This is a genomic window from Frigoribacterium sp. RIT-PI-h, assembly GCF_001297205.1.
In the GTDB taxonomy this organism is placed as follows: domain Bacteria; phylum Actinomycetota; class Actinomycetes; order Actinomycetales; family Microbacteriaceae; genus Frigoribacterium.
This window is the reverse complement of record NZ_LHOZ01000092.1, coordinates 30199-46246: the sequence shown is the minus strand read 5'-3', so window position 1 is coordinate 46246 and position 16048 is coordinate 30199. Positions and strand designations below refer to the sequence as shown.

The following is a 16048-nucleotide window of genomic DNA, read 5'->3' as shown; positions in this document are numbered from 1 at the left end:
GGGCTGGTCGCCCCGGGTGCCCGCGCGGTGTCAGTAGCGGTCGATCGTGGGCGGCGTCGGGGTGTCGAGCACCTTGCCCGCGGTCTTCTCCCACAGCTCGTCCCAGGTGCCGTCGTCCTCGGCGTCCTGCAACGTGTCGTTGACGAACATGCGGAAGTCGGTGTCGTCGAGGGCCAGGCCGATGCCGTAGGGCTCTTCGGTGAAGGGCTCGCCCACGACCTCGAACTCGCCCTCGTTCTGGTCGGCGAGGCCGGCCAGGATGACGTTGTCGGTCGTCACGGCCGAGACCGCACCGGTGCGGAGGGGCTCGAGGCAGTTCGAGTACGTGTCGGTGGCGAGGATGTCGGTCGTGTACTCGGCCACGTTCTTCTCGCTGGTCGAGCCGCTGACGGTGCAGACCTTCTTGCCGGCCAGGTCGTCGGCGGACTCGATGCCCTCGGGGTTGCCGTCGAGCACGAGCAGGTCTTGACCTGCCGTGTAGTACGGACCGGCGAACGAGACGACCTTCTTGCGATCGTCGTTGATCGTGTAGGTCGCGATGACGAGGTCGACCTGGCCGTTCTGGATGAACGGCTCGCGGTTGGCCGAGACGGTCTCGACCCACGTGATCTTGTCGGCCTCGATGCCGAGCTTCGCGGCGACGAGCTTGCCGATCTCGGCGTCGAAGCCCTCGGGCACGCCGTCGGGGTTGGCCAGGCCGAACAACGGCTGGTCGAACTTGGTGCCGATGGTGATCTCACCGGCGTCGGCGAGGCGGGCCATGGTGCTGCCTTCGGCGAAGTCGGCCGGCGTCTCGACGTCGACGGCCGGGGCCGACGAGTCGGTGCAGGCCGAGAGGCCGAGGACCACGGCGGCTGCTGCGGCTACGGCGACGAATCCCTTGCTGAGTCGCATTCTGATCTCCTTGCTGGGTGACCCGGACGCCGGGCGGCGATCGGGTGTCGTGGGCCGGCGGTCAGGGTGCCGGGCGCGGGTCGCGGACTCGGCCGCGCCCGCTCAGTGCGTCAGGATCTTGGCGAGGAAGTCCTGGGCGCGGGTCGACTGCGGGTTCGTGAAGAACTGCTCGGGCGTCGCTTCTTCGACGATCTGACCGTCGGCCATGAAGACGACACGGTCGGCGGCCTTGCGGGCGAACCCCATCTCGTGGGTGACGACGATCATCGTCATGCCGTCCTTCGCGAGCTGCACCATGACGTCGAGGACCTCGGTGATCATCTCGGGGTCGAGCGCGCTGGTGGGCTCGTCGAGGAGCATCACCTTGGGGTCCATCGCCAGCGCCCGGGCGATCGCGACGCGCTGCTGCTGCCCACCCGAGAGCTGCGACGGCATCTTGTCGGCCTGGTTCGCGACGCCGACGCGCTCGAGCAGCTGCATCGCCCGCTCCCGCGCCTCGGCCTTGCTGCGCTTGCGCACCTTGAGCTGACCCAGCATGACGTTCTCGAGGATCGTCTTGTGCGAGAACAGGTTGAAGCTCTGGAACACCATGCCGACGTCGGCACGCAGACGGGCGAGCGCCGCACCCTCTTCGGGCAGACGCGTGCCGTCGATCGTGATGACGCCGTCGTCGATGGTCTCGAGGCGGTTGATCGCCCGGCAGAGGGTCGACTTGCCCGAACCGCTCGGGCCGATCACGACGACCACCTCGCCCTTGCCCACCGTCGTCGTGATGTCCTTGAGGACGTGCAGGTCACCGAAGTGCTTGTTGACGTGGTCGACCACGACGAGGGGTTCCATGCGCCCACACAAACAGACCCCCAGGTCGGGGTCAAATTCACAGTCGATTCTTAATGAAAACGAAACGACGTGTTCGAACGCGACATACCCGTGGGACCCGACCCGCGCCTCCTGGTGGGCGAGGAGGCGCTAGCTGCGGTGGGCGAAGGCACTCTCGTAGAGGCACACCGAGGCCGCCGTCGCGAGGTTCATCGATTCGGCGTGACCGTAGATGGGCACCACCAGAGCGCGGTCGGCACGCGCGAGGTCCACGTCGGTGAGGCCTCGGGCCTCGTTGCCGAACAGCCAGGCCGTCGGCTCGGCGAGCAGGCCCTCGGTGCGGGCGGCGAGCAGGTCGTCGCCCTTGACGTCTGCGGCGAGCACCTGCAGGCCGACCTCACGGCACCGGTCGACGATCGCCGGCAACTCGACGCCCACGGCGACCGGCACGTGGAACAGCGAACCCGTCGTGGACCGCACGACCTTGGGGTTGTAGAGGTCCACGCTGCGGCCGGTCATGATGACCGCGTCGGCGCCCGCGGCGTCCGCGGCCCGGATGATGGTGCCCGCGTTGCCGGGGTCGCGGACCTCTTCGAGGATCACGATGAGCTTCGGCTCGGCAGCGAAGACGTCCTTCACCGACGTGGGGAACTGCCGGCAGACGGCGACGATGCCCTGCGGCGTCACCGTGTCGGCCATGGCCTCGAGCACCGGTTCGGTGACGAACTGGACGTCGATGCCCTCCGCGTCGGCGGCGGCCGCCACCTCGGGGTAGCGCTCGAGCGCGGTCGGGGTGCCGAAGAGTTCGACGATCAGCTCGGGCCGGAAGGCCAGCGCCTCACCGACCGACTGCGGCCCCTCGAGCAGGAACGTGCGGGTCTCGGTGCGGGCGTCGCGCTTGGAGAGCTTGGCCACCGCCCGGACTCGGGGTGAACGGGGGTTGTCGAGCAGGGAGTCGTGGGGCACCCGTCCATGATGCCGCACGAGGACGGACGCCTGCCGCAGACGCAGGAGACCCGACGGCGACACCGGTGTGGATGTCGGGCCGTCGGGCCTCGAGGGTGGTGCGGATGCGACTACGCGGCGACCTTGGGGGCCGAGGTGTCGGCGGGCAGCGCGGCCTTGGCGGTGGCGACGAGCGACGCGAACGTGGCGGGCTCGTTGACGGCCAGCTCGGCCAGGATGCGACGGTCGACCTCGACGCCGGCCAGGGACAGACCCTGGATGAGGCGGTTGTAGGTCAGGCCGTTCGCACGCGACGCGGCGTTGATGCGCTGGATCCACAGGCGGCGGAACTCGCCCTTGCGGGCACGACGGTCACGGTACGAGTAGACGAGCGAGTGCGTGACCTGCTCTTTGGCCTTGCGGTACAGGCGCGAACGCTGACCGCGGTAACCCTCGGCGCGCTCGAGGATGACGCGACGCTTCTTGGCGGCGTTGACCGCTCTCTTGACTCTTGCCATTTTCTTGTTCCTCTACGTTCGTGTCAGCGGTCAGTGACCGAGAAGCTTCTTGGCGACCTTGGCGTCAGCGGGCGCGAGCACCTGGTCCTGGTTCAGGCGAGCCTTGCGCTTGGCGCTCTTCACCTCGAGGTTGTGGCGCATGCCGGCCTGCTGCTTCATGATCTTGCCGGAACCGGTGACCTTGAAGCGCTTCTTGGCGCCGGAGTGGGTCTTCTGCTTGGGCATGTCTTACTTACTTTCTTCTGTCGGTCGGTCGGCCGGTGCATCGGCCGGGACCTCGTCGGACGTCGGGTGCTTCGGCGGCTTGTTGGCCGCCTTGCGAGCTTCTGCCTCGGCCTTGGCCTCGGACTTGTTCTTGTGCGGGCCGATGACCATGACCATGTTGCGGCCGTCGATGGTGGGCGTCGACTCGACGCTGCCCCATTCGGAGACGTCTTCGGCGAAGCGCTGGAGGAGGCGGACACCCTGGTCGGGACGCGACTGCTCGCGGCCACGGAACAGGATCATGGCCTTGACCTTGTCGCCGCCCTGGAGGAAGCCCTCGGCGCGCTTGCGCTTGGTCTCGTAGTCGTGCTTGTCGATCTTCAGGCGGAAACGGACCTCTTTGAGGATCGTGTTCGCCTGGTTGCGACGGGCTTCTTTCGCCTTCTGCGCAGCCTCGTACTTGAACTTTCCGTGATCCATGATCTTGGCCACGGGAGGCTTCGAGTTGGGGGCCACCTCGACCAGGTCGAGCTCGGCCTCTGCGGCGAGACGCAGGGCCATGGCGATGGGAACGACGCCGATCTGCTCACCTGCGGGCCCGACGAGGCGGACCTCGGGGACGCGGATACGGTCGTTCGTACGGGGATCGCTGATGCGGAACTCCTCTGTCGTTTCTTCTGCATCTGGCGGGACCGGACGGCCTCGCCAGAGAAAGAGGAGTTCCGTGTGGGCGCCCTCTAGGAACACGTCACACTGCACCCTGGCTGCTCGATCGCTGTCTGCTGAGCTCCTCTGACGAGGAGCGAGGCGGAACGGTGGTGCTGATCGAACGGGGTGCCAACAACCCGGTAACCTTGTCTAACGGTCAAGCGCGGGTGGGAGAATCTCCACTTTCGCACGGAGCAGACGCTCCGAGCCTGGACGAGTTTAGCAGAGGATCAGTTCGTGAGCCACTCCCCCGACGACGCACCCATTCCCGACGCCCGCTTCGGCGATCCGGCACCGGCCACGTCGCCCGACACCTCCCCCGCGACGGCGCGGTTCGAGGACGACCTGCGGTTCGGTGACGACGCCGCGCGCGACATCGCCGACGTCAACGCGGTCGAGGTGATCAACACGGTCTGCGTCCACCTGATGAGCGCAGCCGCGGTGAAGGTGGGCCTGGCCGACGACCCGCAGCGACAGACCGACCTCGACGAGGCCCGCAAGCTCATCACCTCGCTCGCCGGGCTCGTGACCGCCAGTGCACCCGAGATCGGCGACCAGCACGCCCGCGCGCTGCGCGACGGTCTGCGGTCGCTGCAACTCGCCTTCCGCGAGGCGTCGGCCATCCCCGACGCCATCGGTCAGGGCCCCGGCGAGAAGTACACCGGCCCCGTCAACTGACGGGTACGTCGCCTTCCACCGGCCCCGTCGACCCATCAGCGTGTCGAGTGCCGGCGGCACCTCGAGCAGGACGTGGCCTCTCGAGCGGCGGGCACCTCAGCCCGGGACGACCTTGACCGACATGCTGTCGACCCGGTCGACGATCACCGGGTCGGCCGCCCAGGCGGCCTGTAGTCGCTGCAGCAGAGACTGCAGGGCGTCCCGGTCGAGGCCGGGCACCACGCCCAGCTGGACGACGATCTCGGGGGCACCGAGCCGGGCGTCTCGATAACCGGGCGCGACGACCAGGCTGACCAGCGCCTCCTCGTCGCGTGACGCGTCGAGGAACGCACGCAGGACGCCGTCGTCGTGGTGGCTGGGCACCCACGGGAGGTCTTGTGCGACTGCCCAGACGGCCGGACGACGCAGACCGAACTCGGTGATCGATCCGGGGTCGATCACGATGCGGTCGGTCGACTCCGAGGCGGCCGCGAGGGCCACGCGCCGGGCCTCCACCGGCACCGGTCGGGCCGCAGGCCGCCAGCGCGTCAGGGTCTCGACCGAGGTGAAGGCCGGCAACACGTCGCGGCCGTCCGGACCCGAGACCGTGACGATCGAGAGCTCCTGCGTCTTGTCGACGCGGCGGCCGCGGTCGTCGAGACCCTCGTCACCCGCCACCGCGACCAGCGGCACGAGCAGGCGGGCCGGTCGCAGGGCGTCGACGACCTCGCTCTCGCCGAGCCGCCCCTCGCGGAATCCGAGGAGGGCGTCGAGCAGCCTCGGGTCGGCGGACCCGTCGTCGCCCGCGTGCGCCGTGTCGTGATGGTCGAAGGTGCGCCCCGCCCAGGGCCGTCCGGCACTGTCGGCGCCGTGACCGGGATCGTCGGGTGCGCGCCCCGGTCCGTCCGGCGCGGTCGTCATCAGTTCGACGCGACGTCGAGGGCAGCCGCGAGCGTGAACGCCCCCGAGTAGAGCGCCTTGCCGACGATGGCGCCCTCGAGCCCCTGGGGCACGAGCTCGCGCAGGGCCGCGAGGTCGTCGAGGCTCGAGATGCCGCCCGACGCGATCACCGGACGGTCGGTGTGTTCCATCACCTGACGCAGCAGGTCGACGTTGGGCCCCTGGAGCGTGCCGTCCTTCGTCACGTCGGTGACGACGTACCGCGCGCAGCCGGCCTCTTCGAGCCGCGCGAGGACCGTCCAGAGGTCGCCGCCCTCTTCGGTCCAGCCGCGCGCCGCCAGCGTCGTCCCGCGGACGTCGAGCCCGACGGCCACCGCCTCGCCGTACTCGGCGATGACGTGGGCAGCCCACTCGGGGTTCTCGAGGGCCGCCGTGCCCAAGTTGATGCGCTTCACGCCGGTGCTCAGCGCGTCCTCGAGGGACTTGTCGTCGCGGATGCCACCGCTGAGCTCGACGTTGACGCCCTTGACCTGCTTGATGACCTTCTTGATCACGGCACGGTTGTCACCTCGCCCGAAGGCGGCGTCGAGGTCGACCAGGTGCAGCCATTCGGCGCCCTGGCTCGCCCAGTCGTCGGCAGCCGAGACCGGGTCGCCGTAGTTCGTCTCGCTGCCGGCCTCACCCTGGGTCAGGCGCACGGCCTGACCGCCCGCCACGTCGACGGCGGGGAACAGGGTCAAGGCGGGGGGGGGGCAGAACTCGCTCATGTCGTCTCTCTCGCGGCGCCGGGGCGCCGCAGGGTCAGGAGGCGCGATCGGGTCGGTCGCGTCGGGGTCAGAGGGTGCCGAGCCAGTTCGAGAGCAACCGGATGCCCGGCTGCCCCGACTTCTCGGGGTGGAACTGCGTCGCCCAGAGCGGGCCGTTCTCGACGGCGGCCACGAAGCGGCCACCGTGTTCGGCCCAGGTCACGTGCGGCTCGGTGAAGGGACGGATCACGTCGAGCGACCACTCTTGCGCGGCGTACGAGTGGACGAAGTAGAACCGCTCGTCGGCCACGCCGTCGAACAGCACGCTGCCTTCGGGCACGTCGACGGTGTTCCAGCCCATGTGCGGCAGGACGTCGGCCTTCAGCTCGTCGACCACGCCGGGCCACGCCCCGAGGCCACCGGTGCTGTTGCCGCGTTCGACGCCGCCCTCGAAGAAGACCTGCATGCCGACGCAGATGCCCATGACCGGACGCCCACCGGCCAGCCGCCGGTCGATGAGCTCGCCACCACGCACGGACTCGAGCTGGCTCATGACGGCCGCGAACGCGCCGACACCGGGGACGAAGAGGCCGTCGGCCGCCTGCACCCGGGCACGGTCGGCGGTCAGCTCGACGTCGGCGCCGGCGAGCTCGAGTGCCTTGACAGCCGAGTGGACGTTGCCGCTGCCGTAGTCGAGGACGACGACGGAGGGACGGGCGCCCGTCACAGGGCACCCTTCGTCGACGGGATGCCACTGACACGCGGGTCGGGCTGGACGGCCTGACGGAGCGCCCGGGCGAACGCCTTGAACTCGGCCTCGGCGATGTGGTGCGGATCGCGCCCGCCCAGCACGCGGACGTGCACGGTGATGCCGGCGTGGAAGGTGATGGCCTCGAAGACGTGACGGACCATGGAGCCGGTGAAGTGCCCGCCGATGAGGTGGTACTCGAAGCCCTCGGGCTCACCCGTGTGCACGAGGTACGGACGCCCCGACACGTCGACGACCGCCTGCACGAGGGCCTCGTCGAGCGGGACGAGCGCGTCGCCGTAGCGCGAGATGCCGGACTTGTCGCCCAGCGCCTGCTTGAGCGCGGTGCCGAAGGTGATGCCGATGTCTTCGACCGTGTGGTGCACGTCGATGTGGGTGTCGCCCGTCGCCGCGACGTCGAGGTCGATCAACGAGTGCTTCGAGAGCGCCGTCAGCAGGTGGTCGAAGAACGGCACCGACGAGTTGATCGTCGATCGGCCCGAACCGTCGAGGTCGAGGGCGAGCGTGATGCTCGACTCGCTCGTCTCACGCGACAGGGAGGCGGTACGGGCGGCACTGGTCGTCTCGGTCACGTCGGTCACGAAGAGAGCCTAATGTCGCGGAGCGCCTCGAGGAACGCGGTGGTCTCGGCCTCGGTGCCCGCGCTGACCCTCAAGTGGTTGGGGATGCCGAGGTTGCGGACGATGACACCCCGCTCGAGCAGGCGCTCGAAGACGTCGGTCGGGTCGTCGACCCCGCCGAAGAGGACGAAGTTCGACCAGGTGGGCCACGGCTCATACCCGAGCTCGGTCAGCTCGTGCACGATGCGGTCACGCTGGGCCTTGATGTCGTCGACCATGGCGAGCATCTCGCTCGCGTGCGAGAGCGCTGCGACGGCCGCCGCCTGCGTCAGGGACGAGAGGTGGTACGGGAGGCGCACGAGACGCAGTGCGTCGGCCGCGGCCGGGTGCGCGGCCAGGGAGCCGACCCGGGCACCGGCGAACGCGAACGCCTTGCTCATCGTGCGGGACACGACCAGCCGTTCACGGCCCGCCAGCAGGGTCAGTGCCGTCGGCTGATCGGCGGGCATGAACTCGGCGTAGGCCTCGTCGACGAAGACGATGCCGTCCGTGGCGTCATAGGCAGCCTCGATCGTGGCGAGATCGAGGGGGGTGCCCGTGGGGTTGTTCGGTCCGCAGAAGAAGACGATGTCGGGACGGGTGCGTTCGATCTCGGAGACCGCGGTCTCGGGTGAGATGCGGAACCCCTCGTCACGGCGACCCTCGACCCATCGACTGCCGGTGCCCGTGGCGATGATCGAGTGCATCGAGTAGGTGGGAGGAAACCCCAGGACGGAGCGGCCCGGGCCGCCGAAGGCCTGGAGGAGCTGCTGGATGACCTCGTTGGAGCCGTTGGCCGCCCAGATGTTGTCTCGGGTGAGACCGTGACCGAGGTAAGCCGCCAGCGAGTCACGCAACGTCGTGAACTCGCGGTCGGGGTACCGGTTGACGTCGAGGACCGCCCGAGCCACCGACTCCACGATGTCGCGAGCGACGTCTTCGGGAATGGGATGCGTGTTCTCGTTGACGTTGAGAGCGACCGGGACCTTCTTCTGGGGAGCACCGTACGGCGTCAGTCCCCGGAGATCGTCACGGATGGGCAGGTCGTCGAGACTGAAGGACACCCCACCATCGTACGGGTGGGCCGACCGGGTGTCGGCTCGGTCGCCATCGTGGAGACACGATGCCTGAGGGCCGGACCGCCCACCTCGTCGGCGACGACGACGCTTCAGCGAGCGTACTGAGCGGGAACCGCGAGGCTCTGGCCGGCGGAGACCTCGGCGCTCGGGAGGTTGTTGAGCGAGACGAGCTCGGCGATGACGTCGCGGGGATCGGCGTCGGGGTCGATCTCTGACGCGACCTGCCAGAGCGTCTCGCCACCGTCGACGGTCACGTGCTGGAACTCGGTGCGACCAGTCGTGTCAGACGCCACCGCGCCGCCTCCGTTGAGGACGAGCGCGCCTGCCACGACGACGAGCGGCACCGCCACGAGCGCGGCGACGACCGCGCGGCCCCGCCGGGTGATGCGCAGACGCGTGCGCACGACTCGGGTCGGGTCGACGGGGGACGCAACTGCTGATGCTGAGGTGACGCTCATGAGGTGGTCCTTTCACCGTGGAAGACAGGGGACGAGTTCGTGCCCGGCACTCGGCCGGGAATGCCGGACACGAAGACGTGTTCCGAACATACATTCGATCACTGACGCTTTCAACCCCTGTGGTGGGTAATCCAGGTCGGAATCGTTCCGGATCGGACAGCGAAAACGCGACACACTCGAACATGTGTTTTGTCGACACCGCCTGATCGGATACGGTTTCGATCGGTGGTAGGAGTCAAACAGGGACCACCGACATCGACGGCAGGAGACCCATGAGCGACCCGAAGCGCACCCCGCAGGCGGCCCCCGACGCCCCCCGTCAGCTCGATCCCGGCGTCCTCCCCCGCAAGGAGTTGACCGCGAAGCAAGCGTCGATCCTCGCCGCGATCACCGAGAGCATCGGTCACCGCGGGTACCCGCCGAGCATGCGCGAGATCGGCGACGCCGTCGGCCTCAAGTCCCTGTCGAGCGTCACGCACCAGCTCAACCAGCTCGAACTCGCCGGCAAGATCCGCCGTGACCCGAACCGACCCCGAGCCCTCGAGGTCCTCGTGGACGCGACGGCGCCGGCGGCTCCCCCGGCCACCGTCTTCACGACGAGTGACGACGGCGACACGGCTCACGTCCCCATGGTCGGGCGGATCGCCGCCGGCATCCCCATCACGGCCGAGCAGCAGATCGAGGACGTGATGCCCCTGCCGCGTCAACTCGTCGGCAAGGGCGAACTGTTCATGTTGCGGGTGGTCGGCGACTCGATGATCGACGCGGCCATCTGCGACGGGGACTGGGTCGTCGTACGGCAGCAGCAGGACGCCGAGAACGGTGACATCGTCGCGGCGATGCTCGACGACGAGGCGACCGTCAAGGTGTTCCGCCAGCGAGACGGCCACACCTGGCTGCTCCCCCGCAACAGCGCATTCGAGCCCATCGTCGGCGACCACGCACAGATCGTCGGCAAGGTCGTCGCCGTCCTGCGGTCGGTCTGACGGGCGCGCCAGCGGCTCCCGCGCCTCCCGGCACACGACGAAGCGCCGATCACCTCGAGGTGGTCGGCGCTTCGCCGTGTGTCGATCCGGGGCTCGGCGTCAGCGGCCGACACCCACGGGTGCGACATAGGGTGTGAGGCCGGCAACGTCACTCGGGTAGACCCGGGCGTGGACCCGGGTTCCCTCTTCTTCGTAGTCGGTGCTGACGATGCGCCCGGAATCGTGCAGATGCGAGACCACGTCGCCACGGTCGTACGGCACCAGCAGGTCGAGTTCGATCTCGGGTTCGGGCAACACGGCCGCGATGCGGTCGAGCAGTTCGTCGATGCCTTCACCCGTCCGAGCCGAGACGAAGACCGCCGTCGGTTCGAGCCCGAGCAGGACGAGACGCTGGTCGTCGTCGACGAGGTCGCTCTTGTTGAAGACGACGATCTCGGCGATGTCACGACCGTCGACCTCGGCGATGACGTCACGTACGGTGGCGAGCTGGGCGGCAGGGTCGGGGTGCGATCCGTCGACGACGTGCACGATCACGTCGGACGCCTCGACCTCTTCGAGCGTCGACCGGAACGCCTCGACCAGCTGGTGAGGCAGGTTGCGCACGAAACCGACGGTGTCCGCGTACGTGAAGGGACGACCATCCGCCGTCACGCTCTTGCGGACCGTCGCGTCGAGGGTGGCGAACAGCGCGTTCTCGACGAGGACGCCCGCGCTGGTGAGCCGGTTGAGCAGGCTGGACTTGCCCGCGTTGGTGTAGCCCGCGATGGCGACCGTGGGTACTTCGTTGCGGTCGCGGTTGGCCCGCTTGGCATCGCGTGCGGGCTTCATCTCTTTGATCTGCTTGCGAAGCCGGGCCATGCGGGTGTGGATGCGACGCCGGTCGAGCTCGATCTTGGTCTCACCGGGCCCGCGGCTGCCCATCCCGGCACCCGCGCCTCCGACTTGACCACCGGCCTGGCGCGACATCGACTCGCCCCATCCGCGGAGGCGCGGCAGGAGGTACTCGAGCTGGGCCAGTTCGACCTGCGCCTTGCCCTCGCGGCTCTTGGCGTGCTGACTGAAGATGTCGAGGATCACGGCGGTGCGGTCGATGACCTTCACCTTGACCACGTCTTCGAGGGCGCGCCGCTGGCTGGGGGCCAGTTCGGTGTCGGCGATGACGGTGTCGGCACCGAGCGCTGCGACCGTTCCCCGCAGCTCTTCGGCTTTGCCCTTGCCCAGGTAGGTGCTCGGGTCGGGATTCGATCGTCGCTGCAGCAGCCCGTCGAGGACGACGGCGCCCGCCGTCTCGGCCAGGGCGGCGAGCTCACGCAGGGAGTTCTCTGCGTCGGACATCGACCCCTGCGAGTACACGCCGATGAGGACCACGTTCTCGAGGCGCAGTTGGCGGTACTCGACCTCGGTGACGTCCTGCAGTTCGGTCGAGAGGCCCGCGACGCGGCGGAGGGCCTGCCGGTCGTCGCGCTCCGACTGGTCACCGTCGGAGCCACCGTCGTCGTGGAGCGAGCGGGTCTGGATGGCCTGGGCCGGCGAGAAGACGGTGTAGCCGGAGGCCCTCTGGGCCGCACGATCGAGGACGCGCGCGACGACGTCGTCGGGCTGGTCGTTCCGCTCGGAGTCGAACGGTGTCGTGGTGTGGTCTGTCATCGGGGTGATACTAACCCTTTCGGTGTCCGGAGAGCAGGGAACGATGCCCCTGCGGATGTTCGGTAGGTTGGCGAGCATGGCCAGCGAGCACTACTTCTCACCCCAGCCCGGCAGCGCGGCCAAGCCCAGGACGATCGACGTCGTCCTGGCGGGCCGTGAGTTGACGGTGACCACGGCCGCGGGAGTGTTCAGCCCGGGCCGCGTCGACCCGGGCACCTCGGTCCTGCTGGCGGGCACGCCGACGCCGCCGAGGGCGGGCCATCTGCTGGACGTAGGGTGCGGATGGGGGCCCATCACACTGAGCCTCGCGTTGTCGTCACCCGACGCGACGGTCTGGGCCGTCGACGTGAACGAGAGAGTGCTCGACCTCGTGCGCGCGAACGCACGGTCGATCGGCCTCGAGAACGTCAACGCCGTGACCCCCGACGATGTCCCCGCCGACCTGCGCTTCGCGACCATCTGGTCGAATCCGCCGATCCGGGTCGGCAAAGCCGAGCTGCACTCCTTGCTCGAACGGTGGCTCCCCCGACTCGCCGTGGGATCGGACGCCTGGCTGGTCGTGCAGAAGAACCTGGGGGCCGACTCCCTGCAGCGCTGGATGAACGAGACCATGGCCGACGTCGTGGACGTGACCCGCGCCTCCACCAGCAAGGGATACCGGATCTTGCGCGCCGCGCGCCTCGCCGACGCCGACTGAGCGGACGCCCTCCGCAGGCCTCGATGTCGGCCCGGTCGGCCTCAGAGGGCGAGTGCGCCGGTGAAGACGAGTTCGGCCGGCCCGCTGAGCGAGACGTGCTCGCCGTCGTCGTGGTGGCTGATCGAGACGCCCACGCCCCCGCCGGGAACCTCGACCAACCAGCCCTCGGGCGCCGAGGCGCCTGCCCAGTACCGCGTGGCCAGGGCCGCCGCTGCCGCACCGGTGCCACAGGAGAGCGTCTCGCCGCTACCGCGTTCGTGGACCCGCATGCGGATGCGCCCCAGCCCGTCGACCACGAGCGGATCGGCGGGAACCACGAACTCGACGTTCGCCCCGCCGACCGGGGCCGGGTCGATGATCGGCACGTACGTCAGGTCGAGGCCGTCCAGTTCGTCGTCACCGGCGAGGGCCACCACCACGTGGGGGTTGCCGACCGAGATCGGAAGGCCCGGACGGGCGGCGTGCAGCTCGCGCGCCCGCACGACCGGGTCGTCGTCGCCGAGTCGCCAGGGGCCCAGGTCGACGCGGAAACCCGTGCCGTCGCGACGGACCTCACGTGCGCCGGCCCGCGTACCGACGACGAGCACGTCGTCCTCGCCCAGCTGGACCAGCCCCCGCTCGAGGAGGTAGCGCGCGAAGACGCGGATGCCGTTGCCACACATCTCGGCCGGACTGCCGTCGGCGTTGTGGTAGTCCATGAACCATTCGGCGCGTGGCTCGGCCTCGCGCAGGTCCGCCGCGGTGGGGAGCGCCGCCGTACGGCCGGCAGGGAGGCCCCCGGCGCCGCCCCCCCCGAACCGCCGGTCGGCCAGGGCCCGGATCATGGCGGGCGTCAGGTCGGTGCCTGCGTCGGGATCGGTGAACAAGACGAAGTCGTTTCCGGTGCCCTGCCCCTTGGTGAACTGCAGCGTGGTGGTCACCCGAGGAGTCTAGCCACGGCCCGGTCGACGGCCTGGGCGTCGCCCGAGCGAGACCACTCGACGTCGTCGTACCGCCGGAACCAGCTCGCCTGACGGCGGGCGTACCGACGGGTGAGGGCCGCCGTGGCCTCGATCGCCTCGGCCTCGGCGAGTTCCCCCCGGATCTGGGCGACGGCCTGCGCGTAGCCGATCGCCCGGCCCGCGGTGACCCCCCGCTCGAGCCCGAGAGGAAGCAGACCCCGCACCTCGTCGACGAGACCGTCTCGCCACATCTGGTCGACGCGTCGGTCGAGACGTTCGACGAGCACGGGGCGTTCTTCCGCGACACCGAAGACGCTCGACGGGCGCCACGGCGACGACTTCTCGGGCAGGGTTCCCGAGAGCGGGCGCCCGGTGAGGTCGCCGACCTCGAGCGCCCGGACGAGACGCCGAGAGTTGGAACGACCGATCGAGGCGGCCGACGCCGGATCGCGCTCGTTCAACAGGTCGTACAGGGCCCCGGGTCCCCGCTCGTCGGCGATCACCTCGTACCGTCGACGGATCACGGGGTCGGTGCCGGGGAACCGGAAGTCGAACAACACGCTCGAGATGTAGAGCCCGGACCCGCCGACGAGGACGGCCACCGCCCCGCGGGCCACGATGCCGTCGATCAGAGCCCGAGCCTCGCGCTGGTACCACTCGACGCTCGCCTCGTCGGTGACGTCGAGGACGTCGAGGAGGTGGTGCGGGATGCCTCGTCGTTCGGCGGCCGGCAGTTTCGCCGTGCCGACGTCCATTCCGCGGTAGAGCTGCATGGCGTCCGCGTTGACGATCTCGACGGCTTCGCCCCGAGCGGCCAGGGCCTCGGCGAGGTCGAGCGAGAACGCCGACTTGCCCGTGCCGGTCGCCCCGACGATCGCGACCAACACGTCAGCGGAGGTCGTCGGTCGTGCTGTAGATCGGTGTGGTCGCCACCCGCAGCGTGGGCAGCCCGAGGCTGACCCTCGCAGGCCGAGCCGAGGAGGCGCGGGTCGCGTCACCGGCGGACGGCACCCCGCACGAGGCGGCCTGCGCGGCGTCCCAGGCATCGCCCGCGCGGGTGCGACGGACCTCGTAGAGAGACCCGGGCCCGTGGACGGCATCGGCCAACAGGTAGAACGGTGCGGCGTCGGTGACGCGCACGCTGACGACGTCGCCGGGGCGCGGAACGGCGCCACCCGGCGGCACTTCGAAGTGGACGAGACGGCTGTCTTCCGCACGCCCCGAGAGACGGTGGGTGGAGGCGTCTTTTCGCCCCTCGTCGGTGGCCACGAGGACGTCGACGGCCCTTCCGACCTGTCGACGGTTCTCTTCGGCCGAGATGCGGTCCTGCAGGGCGGTCAGCCGCTCGAACCGTTCTTGCACGACGGCCTTCGGGATCTGGTCGGCCATCTCGCCCGCCGGAGTCCCGGGGCGCACGGAGTACTGGAAGGTGAACGCCGACGCGAACCGGGACCGCTCGACGACCCGGAGGGTCTCGGCGAAGTCCTCCTCGGTCTCACCCGGGAATCCGACGATGATGTCGGTGCTGATCGCGGCGTCGGGCATGGCCACGCGCACACGGTCGATGATGCCGAGGAACTTCTCGCTGCGGTAGCTGCGCCGCATGGCCCTCAGCACCCGGTCGGAACCCGACTGGAGGGGCATGTGCAGCTGGGGCATGACGGCAGGCGTCTCGGCCATCGCAGCGATCACGTCGTCGGTGAAGGACGCCGGGTGCGGGCTGGTGAACCGCACACGCTCGAGCCCGGGGATCGCACCGACGGCACGCAACAGCTTGCCGAAGGCGAGCCGATCGCCGAATTCGACACCGTACGAGTTGACGTTCTGCCCGAGCAGCGTCACCTCGACGGCACCGTCGTCGACCAGCGCCTGCACCTCGGCGAGGACGTCACCAGGGCGGCGGTCTTTCTCCTTGCCGCGGAGCGACGGCACGATGCAGAAGGTGCAGGTGTTGTTGCAACCCACCGAGATCGAGACCCAGCCGCTGTGGGTGGAGTCGCGCTTGGTCGGTAGCGTCGAGGGGAACACGTCGAGTGCCTCGAGGATCTCGAGCTGGGCCTCGTCGTTGTGACGCGCGCGCTCGAGGAGCGTGGGCAGGGCGCCCATGTTGTGCGTACCGAAGACCACGTCGACCCACGGCGCCTTGTCGAGGATGACGTCCTTGTCTTTCTGGGCGAGACACCCGCCGACGGCGATCTGCATGCCCTCGTGCTTCTTCTTCTGGCCGGCGAGCGTCCCCAACGTCCCGTAGAGCTTCTTGTCGGCGTTCTCGCGCACCGCACAGGTGTTGATGACGACGATGTCGGCCTCGATTCCGTCGGCCGGTACGTAACCGGCCGCCTCGAGCGAGCCGCTGAGACGCTCGGAGTCGTGGACGTTCATCTGGCACCCGAAGGTGCGGACCTCGTACGTACGGGCCGGGCCGTCGACGGGCGAGGGGATGGGGGTGGTGGCGACCGTCGTCATGGTGACTCAGTGTAG

The 16048-nt window shown here is 69.4% G+C and carries 19 protein-coding genes; 3 read left to right on the top strand and 16 right to left on the bottom strand.

Annotated features, from left to right (window positions below; genetic code table 11):
- Nucleotides 1–30 precede the first annotated feature (30 nt).
- The 6 genes from AEQ27_RS14200 to infC all read right to left on the bottom strand — a co-directional run bounded on the left by AEQ27_RS14200 (nucleotide 31) and on the right by infC (nucleotide 4034).
- Nucleotides 31–894 carry a glutamate ABC transporter substrate-binding protein gene (locus AEQ27_RS14200; RefSeq protein ID WP_054147254.1) on the bottom strand — a complete coding sequence of 288 codons (864 nt, stop codon included), beginning with the start codon at nucleotides 892–894 and terminating at the stop codon, nucleotides 31–33.
- 102 nt (nucleotides 895–996) lie between these two features.
- The gene (locus AEQ27_RS14195; protein ID WP_054147253.1) at nucleotides 997–1734 is read right to left on the bottom strand and encodes an amino acid ABC transporter ATP-binding protein; all 738 of its coding nucleotides are present in this window, start codon (nucleotides 1732–1734) and stop codon (nucleotides 997–999) included.
- A gap of 129 nt (nucleotides 1735–1863) precedes the next feature.
- Complete coding sequence (locus AEQ27_RS14190; protein WP_054147272.1) at nucleotides 1864–2664, bottom strand: RNA methyltransferase; 801 nt, start codon at nucleotides 2662–2664, stop codon at nucleotides 1864–1866.
- A gap of 125 nt (nucleotides 2665–2789) precedes the next feature.
- The gene (rplT, locus tag AEQ27_RS14185; protein ID WP_043596706.1) at nucleotides 2790–3176 is read right to left on the bottom strand and encodes a 50S ribosomal protein L20; all 387 of its coding nucleotides are present in this window, start codon (nucleotides 3174–3176) and stop codon (nucleotides 2790–2792) included.
- Between the two features lie 30 nt (nucleotides 3177–3206).
- Complete coding sequence (gene rpmI, locus AEQ27_RS14180; protein WP_043596704.1) at nucleotides 3207–3401, bottom strand: 50S ribosomal protein L35; 195 nt, start codon at nucleotides 3399–3401, stop codon at nucleotides 3207–3209.
- 3 nt (nucleotides 3402–3404) lie between these two features.
- Nucleotides 3405–4034, bottom strand: a complete 630-nt coding sequence (gene infC / locus AEQ27_RS14175; protein WP_082383600.1) for a translation initiation factor IF-3 — start codon at nucleotides 4032–4034, stop codon at nucleotides 3405–3407.
- A gap of 399 nt (nucleotides 4035–4433) precedes the next feature.
- Here infC and AEQ27_RS14170 point away from each other — a divergent pair, with 399 nt between their 5' ends.
- A complete protein-coding gene (locus AEQ27_RS14170) occupies nucleotides 4434–4766 on the top strand; it encodes a DUF1844 domain-containing protein (protein ID WP_054147271.1) in 333 nt (110 codons plus the stop codon).
- A gap of 96 nt (nucleotides 4767–4862) precedes the next feature.
- On the opposite strand, the gene AEQ27_RS14165 is transcribed toward AEQ27_RS14170, so the two are convergent.
- From AEQ27_RS14165 to AEQ27_RS14140, 6 genes are all read right to left on the bottom strand, one after another.
- Entirely contained in the window at nucleotides 4863–5666 is an 804-nt protein-coding gene (locus AEQ27_RS14165) for an SseB family protein (protein WP_054147251.1), read from the bottom strand.
- Complete coding sequence (priA, locus tag AEQ27_RS14160) at nucleotides 5666–6412, bottom strand: bifunctional 1-(5-phosphoribosyl)-5-((5-phosphoribosylamino)methylideneamino)imidazole-4-carboxamide isomerase/phosphoribosylanthranilate isomerase PriA (RefSeq protein ID WP_054147250.1); 747 nt, start codon at nucleotides 6410–6412, stop codon at nucleotides 5666–5668. Before priA ends, AEQ27_RS14165 begins: the two co-directional genes overlap by 1 nt.
- Nucleotides 6413–6479: 67 nt before the next feature.
- On the bottom strand, nucleotides 6480–7118 hold the full coding sequence (gene hisH / locus AEQ27_RS14155; protein WP_054147249.1) for an imidazole glycerol phosphate synthase subunit HisH: 639 nt from the start codon (nucleotides 7116–7118) through the stop codon (nucleotides 6480–6482).
- The gene (gene hisB / locus AEQ27_RS14150) at nucleotides 7115–7732 is read right to left on the bottom strand and encodes an imidazoleglycerol-phosphate dehydratase HisB (protein ID WP_054147270.1); all 618 of its coding nucleotides are present in this window, start codon (nucleotides 7730–7732) and stop codon (nucleotides 7115–7117) included. The genes hisH and hisB overlap by 4 nt, the downstream gene beginning before the upstream one ends.
- 5 nt (nucleotides 7733–7737) lie before the next feature.
- Nucleotides 7738–8823 (bottom strand): histidinol-phosphate transaminase, encoded by a 1086-nt coding sequence (locus tag AEQ27_RS14145; RefSeq protein WP_054147248.1) that lies wholly within the window; start codon nucleotides 8821–8823, stop codon nucleotides 7738–7740.
- A gap of 104 nt (nucleotides 8824–8927) precedes the next feature.
- Nucleotides 8928–9296, bottom strand: a complete 369-nt coding sequence (locus AEQ27_RS14140; protein ID WP_054147247.1) for a LysM peptidoglycan-binding domain-containing protein — start codon at nucleotides 9294–9296, stop codon at nucleotides 8928–8930.
- Nucleotides 9297–9568: 272 nt separating this feature from the next.
- On the opposite strand from AEQ27_RS14140, the gene lexA reads away from it, so the two are divergent.
- Nucleotides 9569–10282: a transcriptional repressor LexA gene (lexA, locus tag AEQ27_RS14135; protein ID WP_054147246.1), complete on the top strand. Its 714-nt coding sequence runs from the start codon at nucleotides 9569–9571 to the stop codon at nucleotides 10280–10282.
- A 99-nt stretch (nucleotides 10283–10381) separates the two neighbouring features.
- On the opposite strand, the gene hflX is transcribed toward lexA, so the two are convergent.
- Complete coding sequence (gene hflX / locus AEQ27_RS14130; protein ID WP_054147245.1) at nucleotides 10382–11929, bottom strand: GTPase HflX; 1548 nt, start codon at nucleotides 11927–11929, stop codon at nucleotides 10382–10384.
- 76 nt (nucleotides 11930–12005) lie between these two features.
- Between hflX and AEQ27_RS14125 the strand changes: the two genes are divergently transcribed.
- Nucleotides 12006–12626, top strand: coding sequence for a class I SAM-dependent methyltransferase (locus tag AEQ27_RS14125; RefSeq protein ID WP_054147244.1), 621 nt, complete (start codon nucleotides 12006–12008; stop codon nucleotides 12624–12626).
- A 41-nt stretch (nucleotides 12627–12667) separates the two neighbouring features.
- Here the strand turns inward: AEQ27_RS14125 and dapF are convergent, their stop codons facing one another.
- From dapF to miaB, 3 genes are read right to left on the bottom strand one after another with little or no spacing between them, the layout of a single operon-like run.
- A complete protein-coding gene (gene dapF, locus AEQ27_RS14120; protein WP_054147243.1) occupies nucleotides 12668–13546 on the bottom strand; it encodes a diaminopimelate epimerase in 879 nt (292 codons plus the stop codon).
- Complete coding sequence (gene miaA, locus AEQ27_RS14115) at nucleotides 13543–14454, bottom strand: tRNA (adenosine(37)-N6)-dimethylallyltransferase MiaA (RefSeq protein WP_054147242.1); 912 nt, start codon at nucleotides 14452–14454, stop codon at nucleotides 13543–13545. Before miaA ends, dapF begins: the two co-directional genes overlap by 4 nt.
- 1 nt (nucleotide 14455) lies before the next feature.
- Nucleotides 14456–16033 carry a tRNA (N6-isopentenyl adenosine(37)-C2)-methylthiotransferase MiaB gene (miaB, locus tag AEQ27_RS14110; RefSeq protein ID WP_054147241.1) on the bottom strand — a complete coding sequence of 526 codons (1578 nt, stop codon included), beginning with the start codon at nucleotides 16031–16033 and terminating at the stop codon, nucleotides 14456–14458.
- Nucleotides 16034–16048 lie beyond the last annotated feature (15 nt).

Excerpts from the sequence above, each read along its gene's own strand:
- AEQ27_RS14200 (WP_054147254.1), bottom strand. The coding sequence starts at position 894 with ATGCGACTCAGCAAGGGATTCGTCGCCGTAGCCGCAGCAGCCGCCGTG.
- AEQ27_RS14195 (WP_054147253.1), bottom strand. The coding sequence starts at position 1,734 with ATGGAACCCCTCGTCGTGGTCGACCACGTCAACAAGCACTTCGGTGAC.
- rplT (WP_043596706.1), bottom strand. The coding sequence starts at position 3,176 with ATGGCAAGAGTCAAGAGAGCGGTCAACGCCGCCAAGAAGCGTCGCGTC.
- rpmI (WP_043596704.1), bottom strand. The coding sequence starts at position 3,401 with ATGCCCAAGCAGAAGACCCACTCCGGCGCCAAGAAGCGCTTCAAGGTC.
- AEQ27_RS14165 (WP_054147251.1), bottom strand. The coding sequence starts at position 5,666 with ATGACGACCGCGCCGGACGGACCGGGGCGCGCACCCGACGATCCCGGT.
- priA (WP_054147250.1), bottom strand. The coding sequence starts at position 6,412 with ATGAGCGAGTTCTGCCCCCCCCCCGCCTTGACCCTGTTCCCCGCCGTC.
- AEQ27_RS14140 (WP_054147247.1), bottom strand. The coding sequence starts at position 9,296 with ATGAGCGTCACCTCAGCATCAGCAGTTGCGTCCCCCGTCGACCCGACC.
- lexA (WP_054147246.1), top strand. The coding sequence starts at position 9,569 with ATGAGCGACCCGAAGCGCACCCCGCAGGCGGCCCCCGACGCCCCCCGT.
- hflX (WP_054147245.1), bottom strand. The coding sequence starts at position 11,929 with ATGACAGACCACACCACGACACCGTTCGACTCCGAGCGGAACGACCAG.
- AEQ27_RS14125 (WP_054147244.1), top strand. The coding sequence starts at position 12,006 with ATGGCCAGCGAGCACTACTTCTCACCCCAGCCCGGCAGCGCGGCCAAG.
- miaB (WP_054147241.1), bottom strand. The coding sequence starts at position 16,033 with ATGACGACGGTCGCCACCACCCCCATCCCCTCGCCCGTCGACGGCCCG.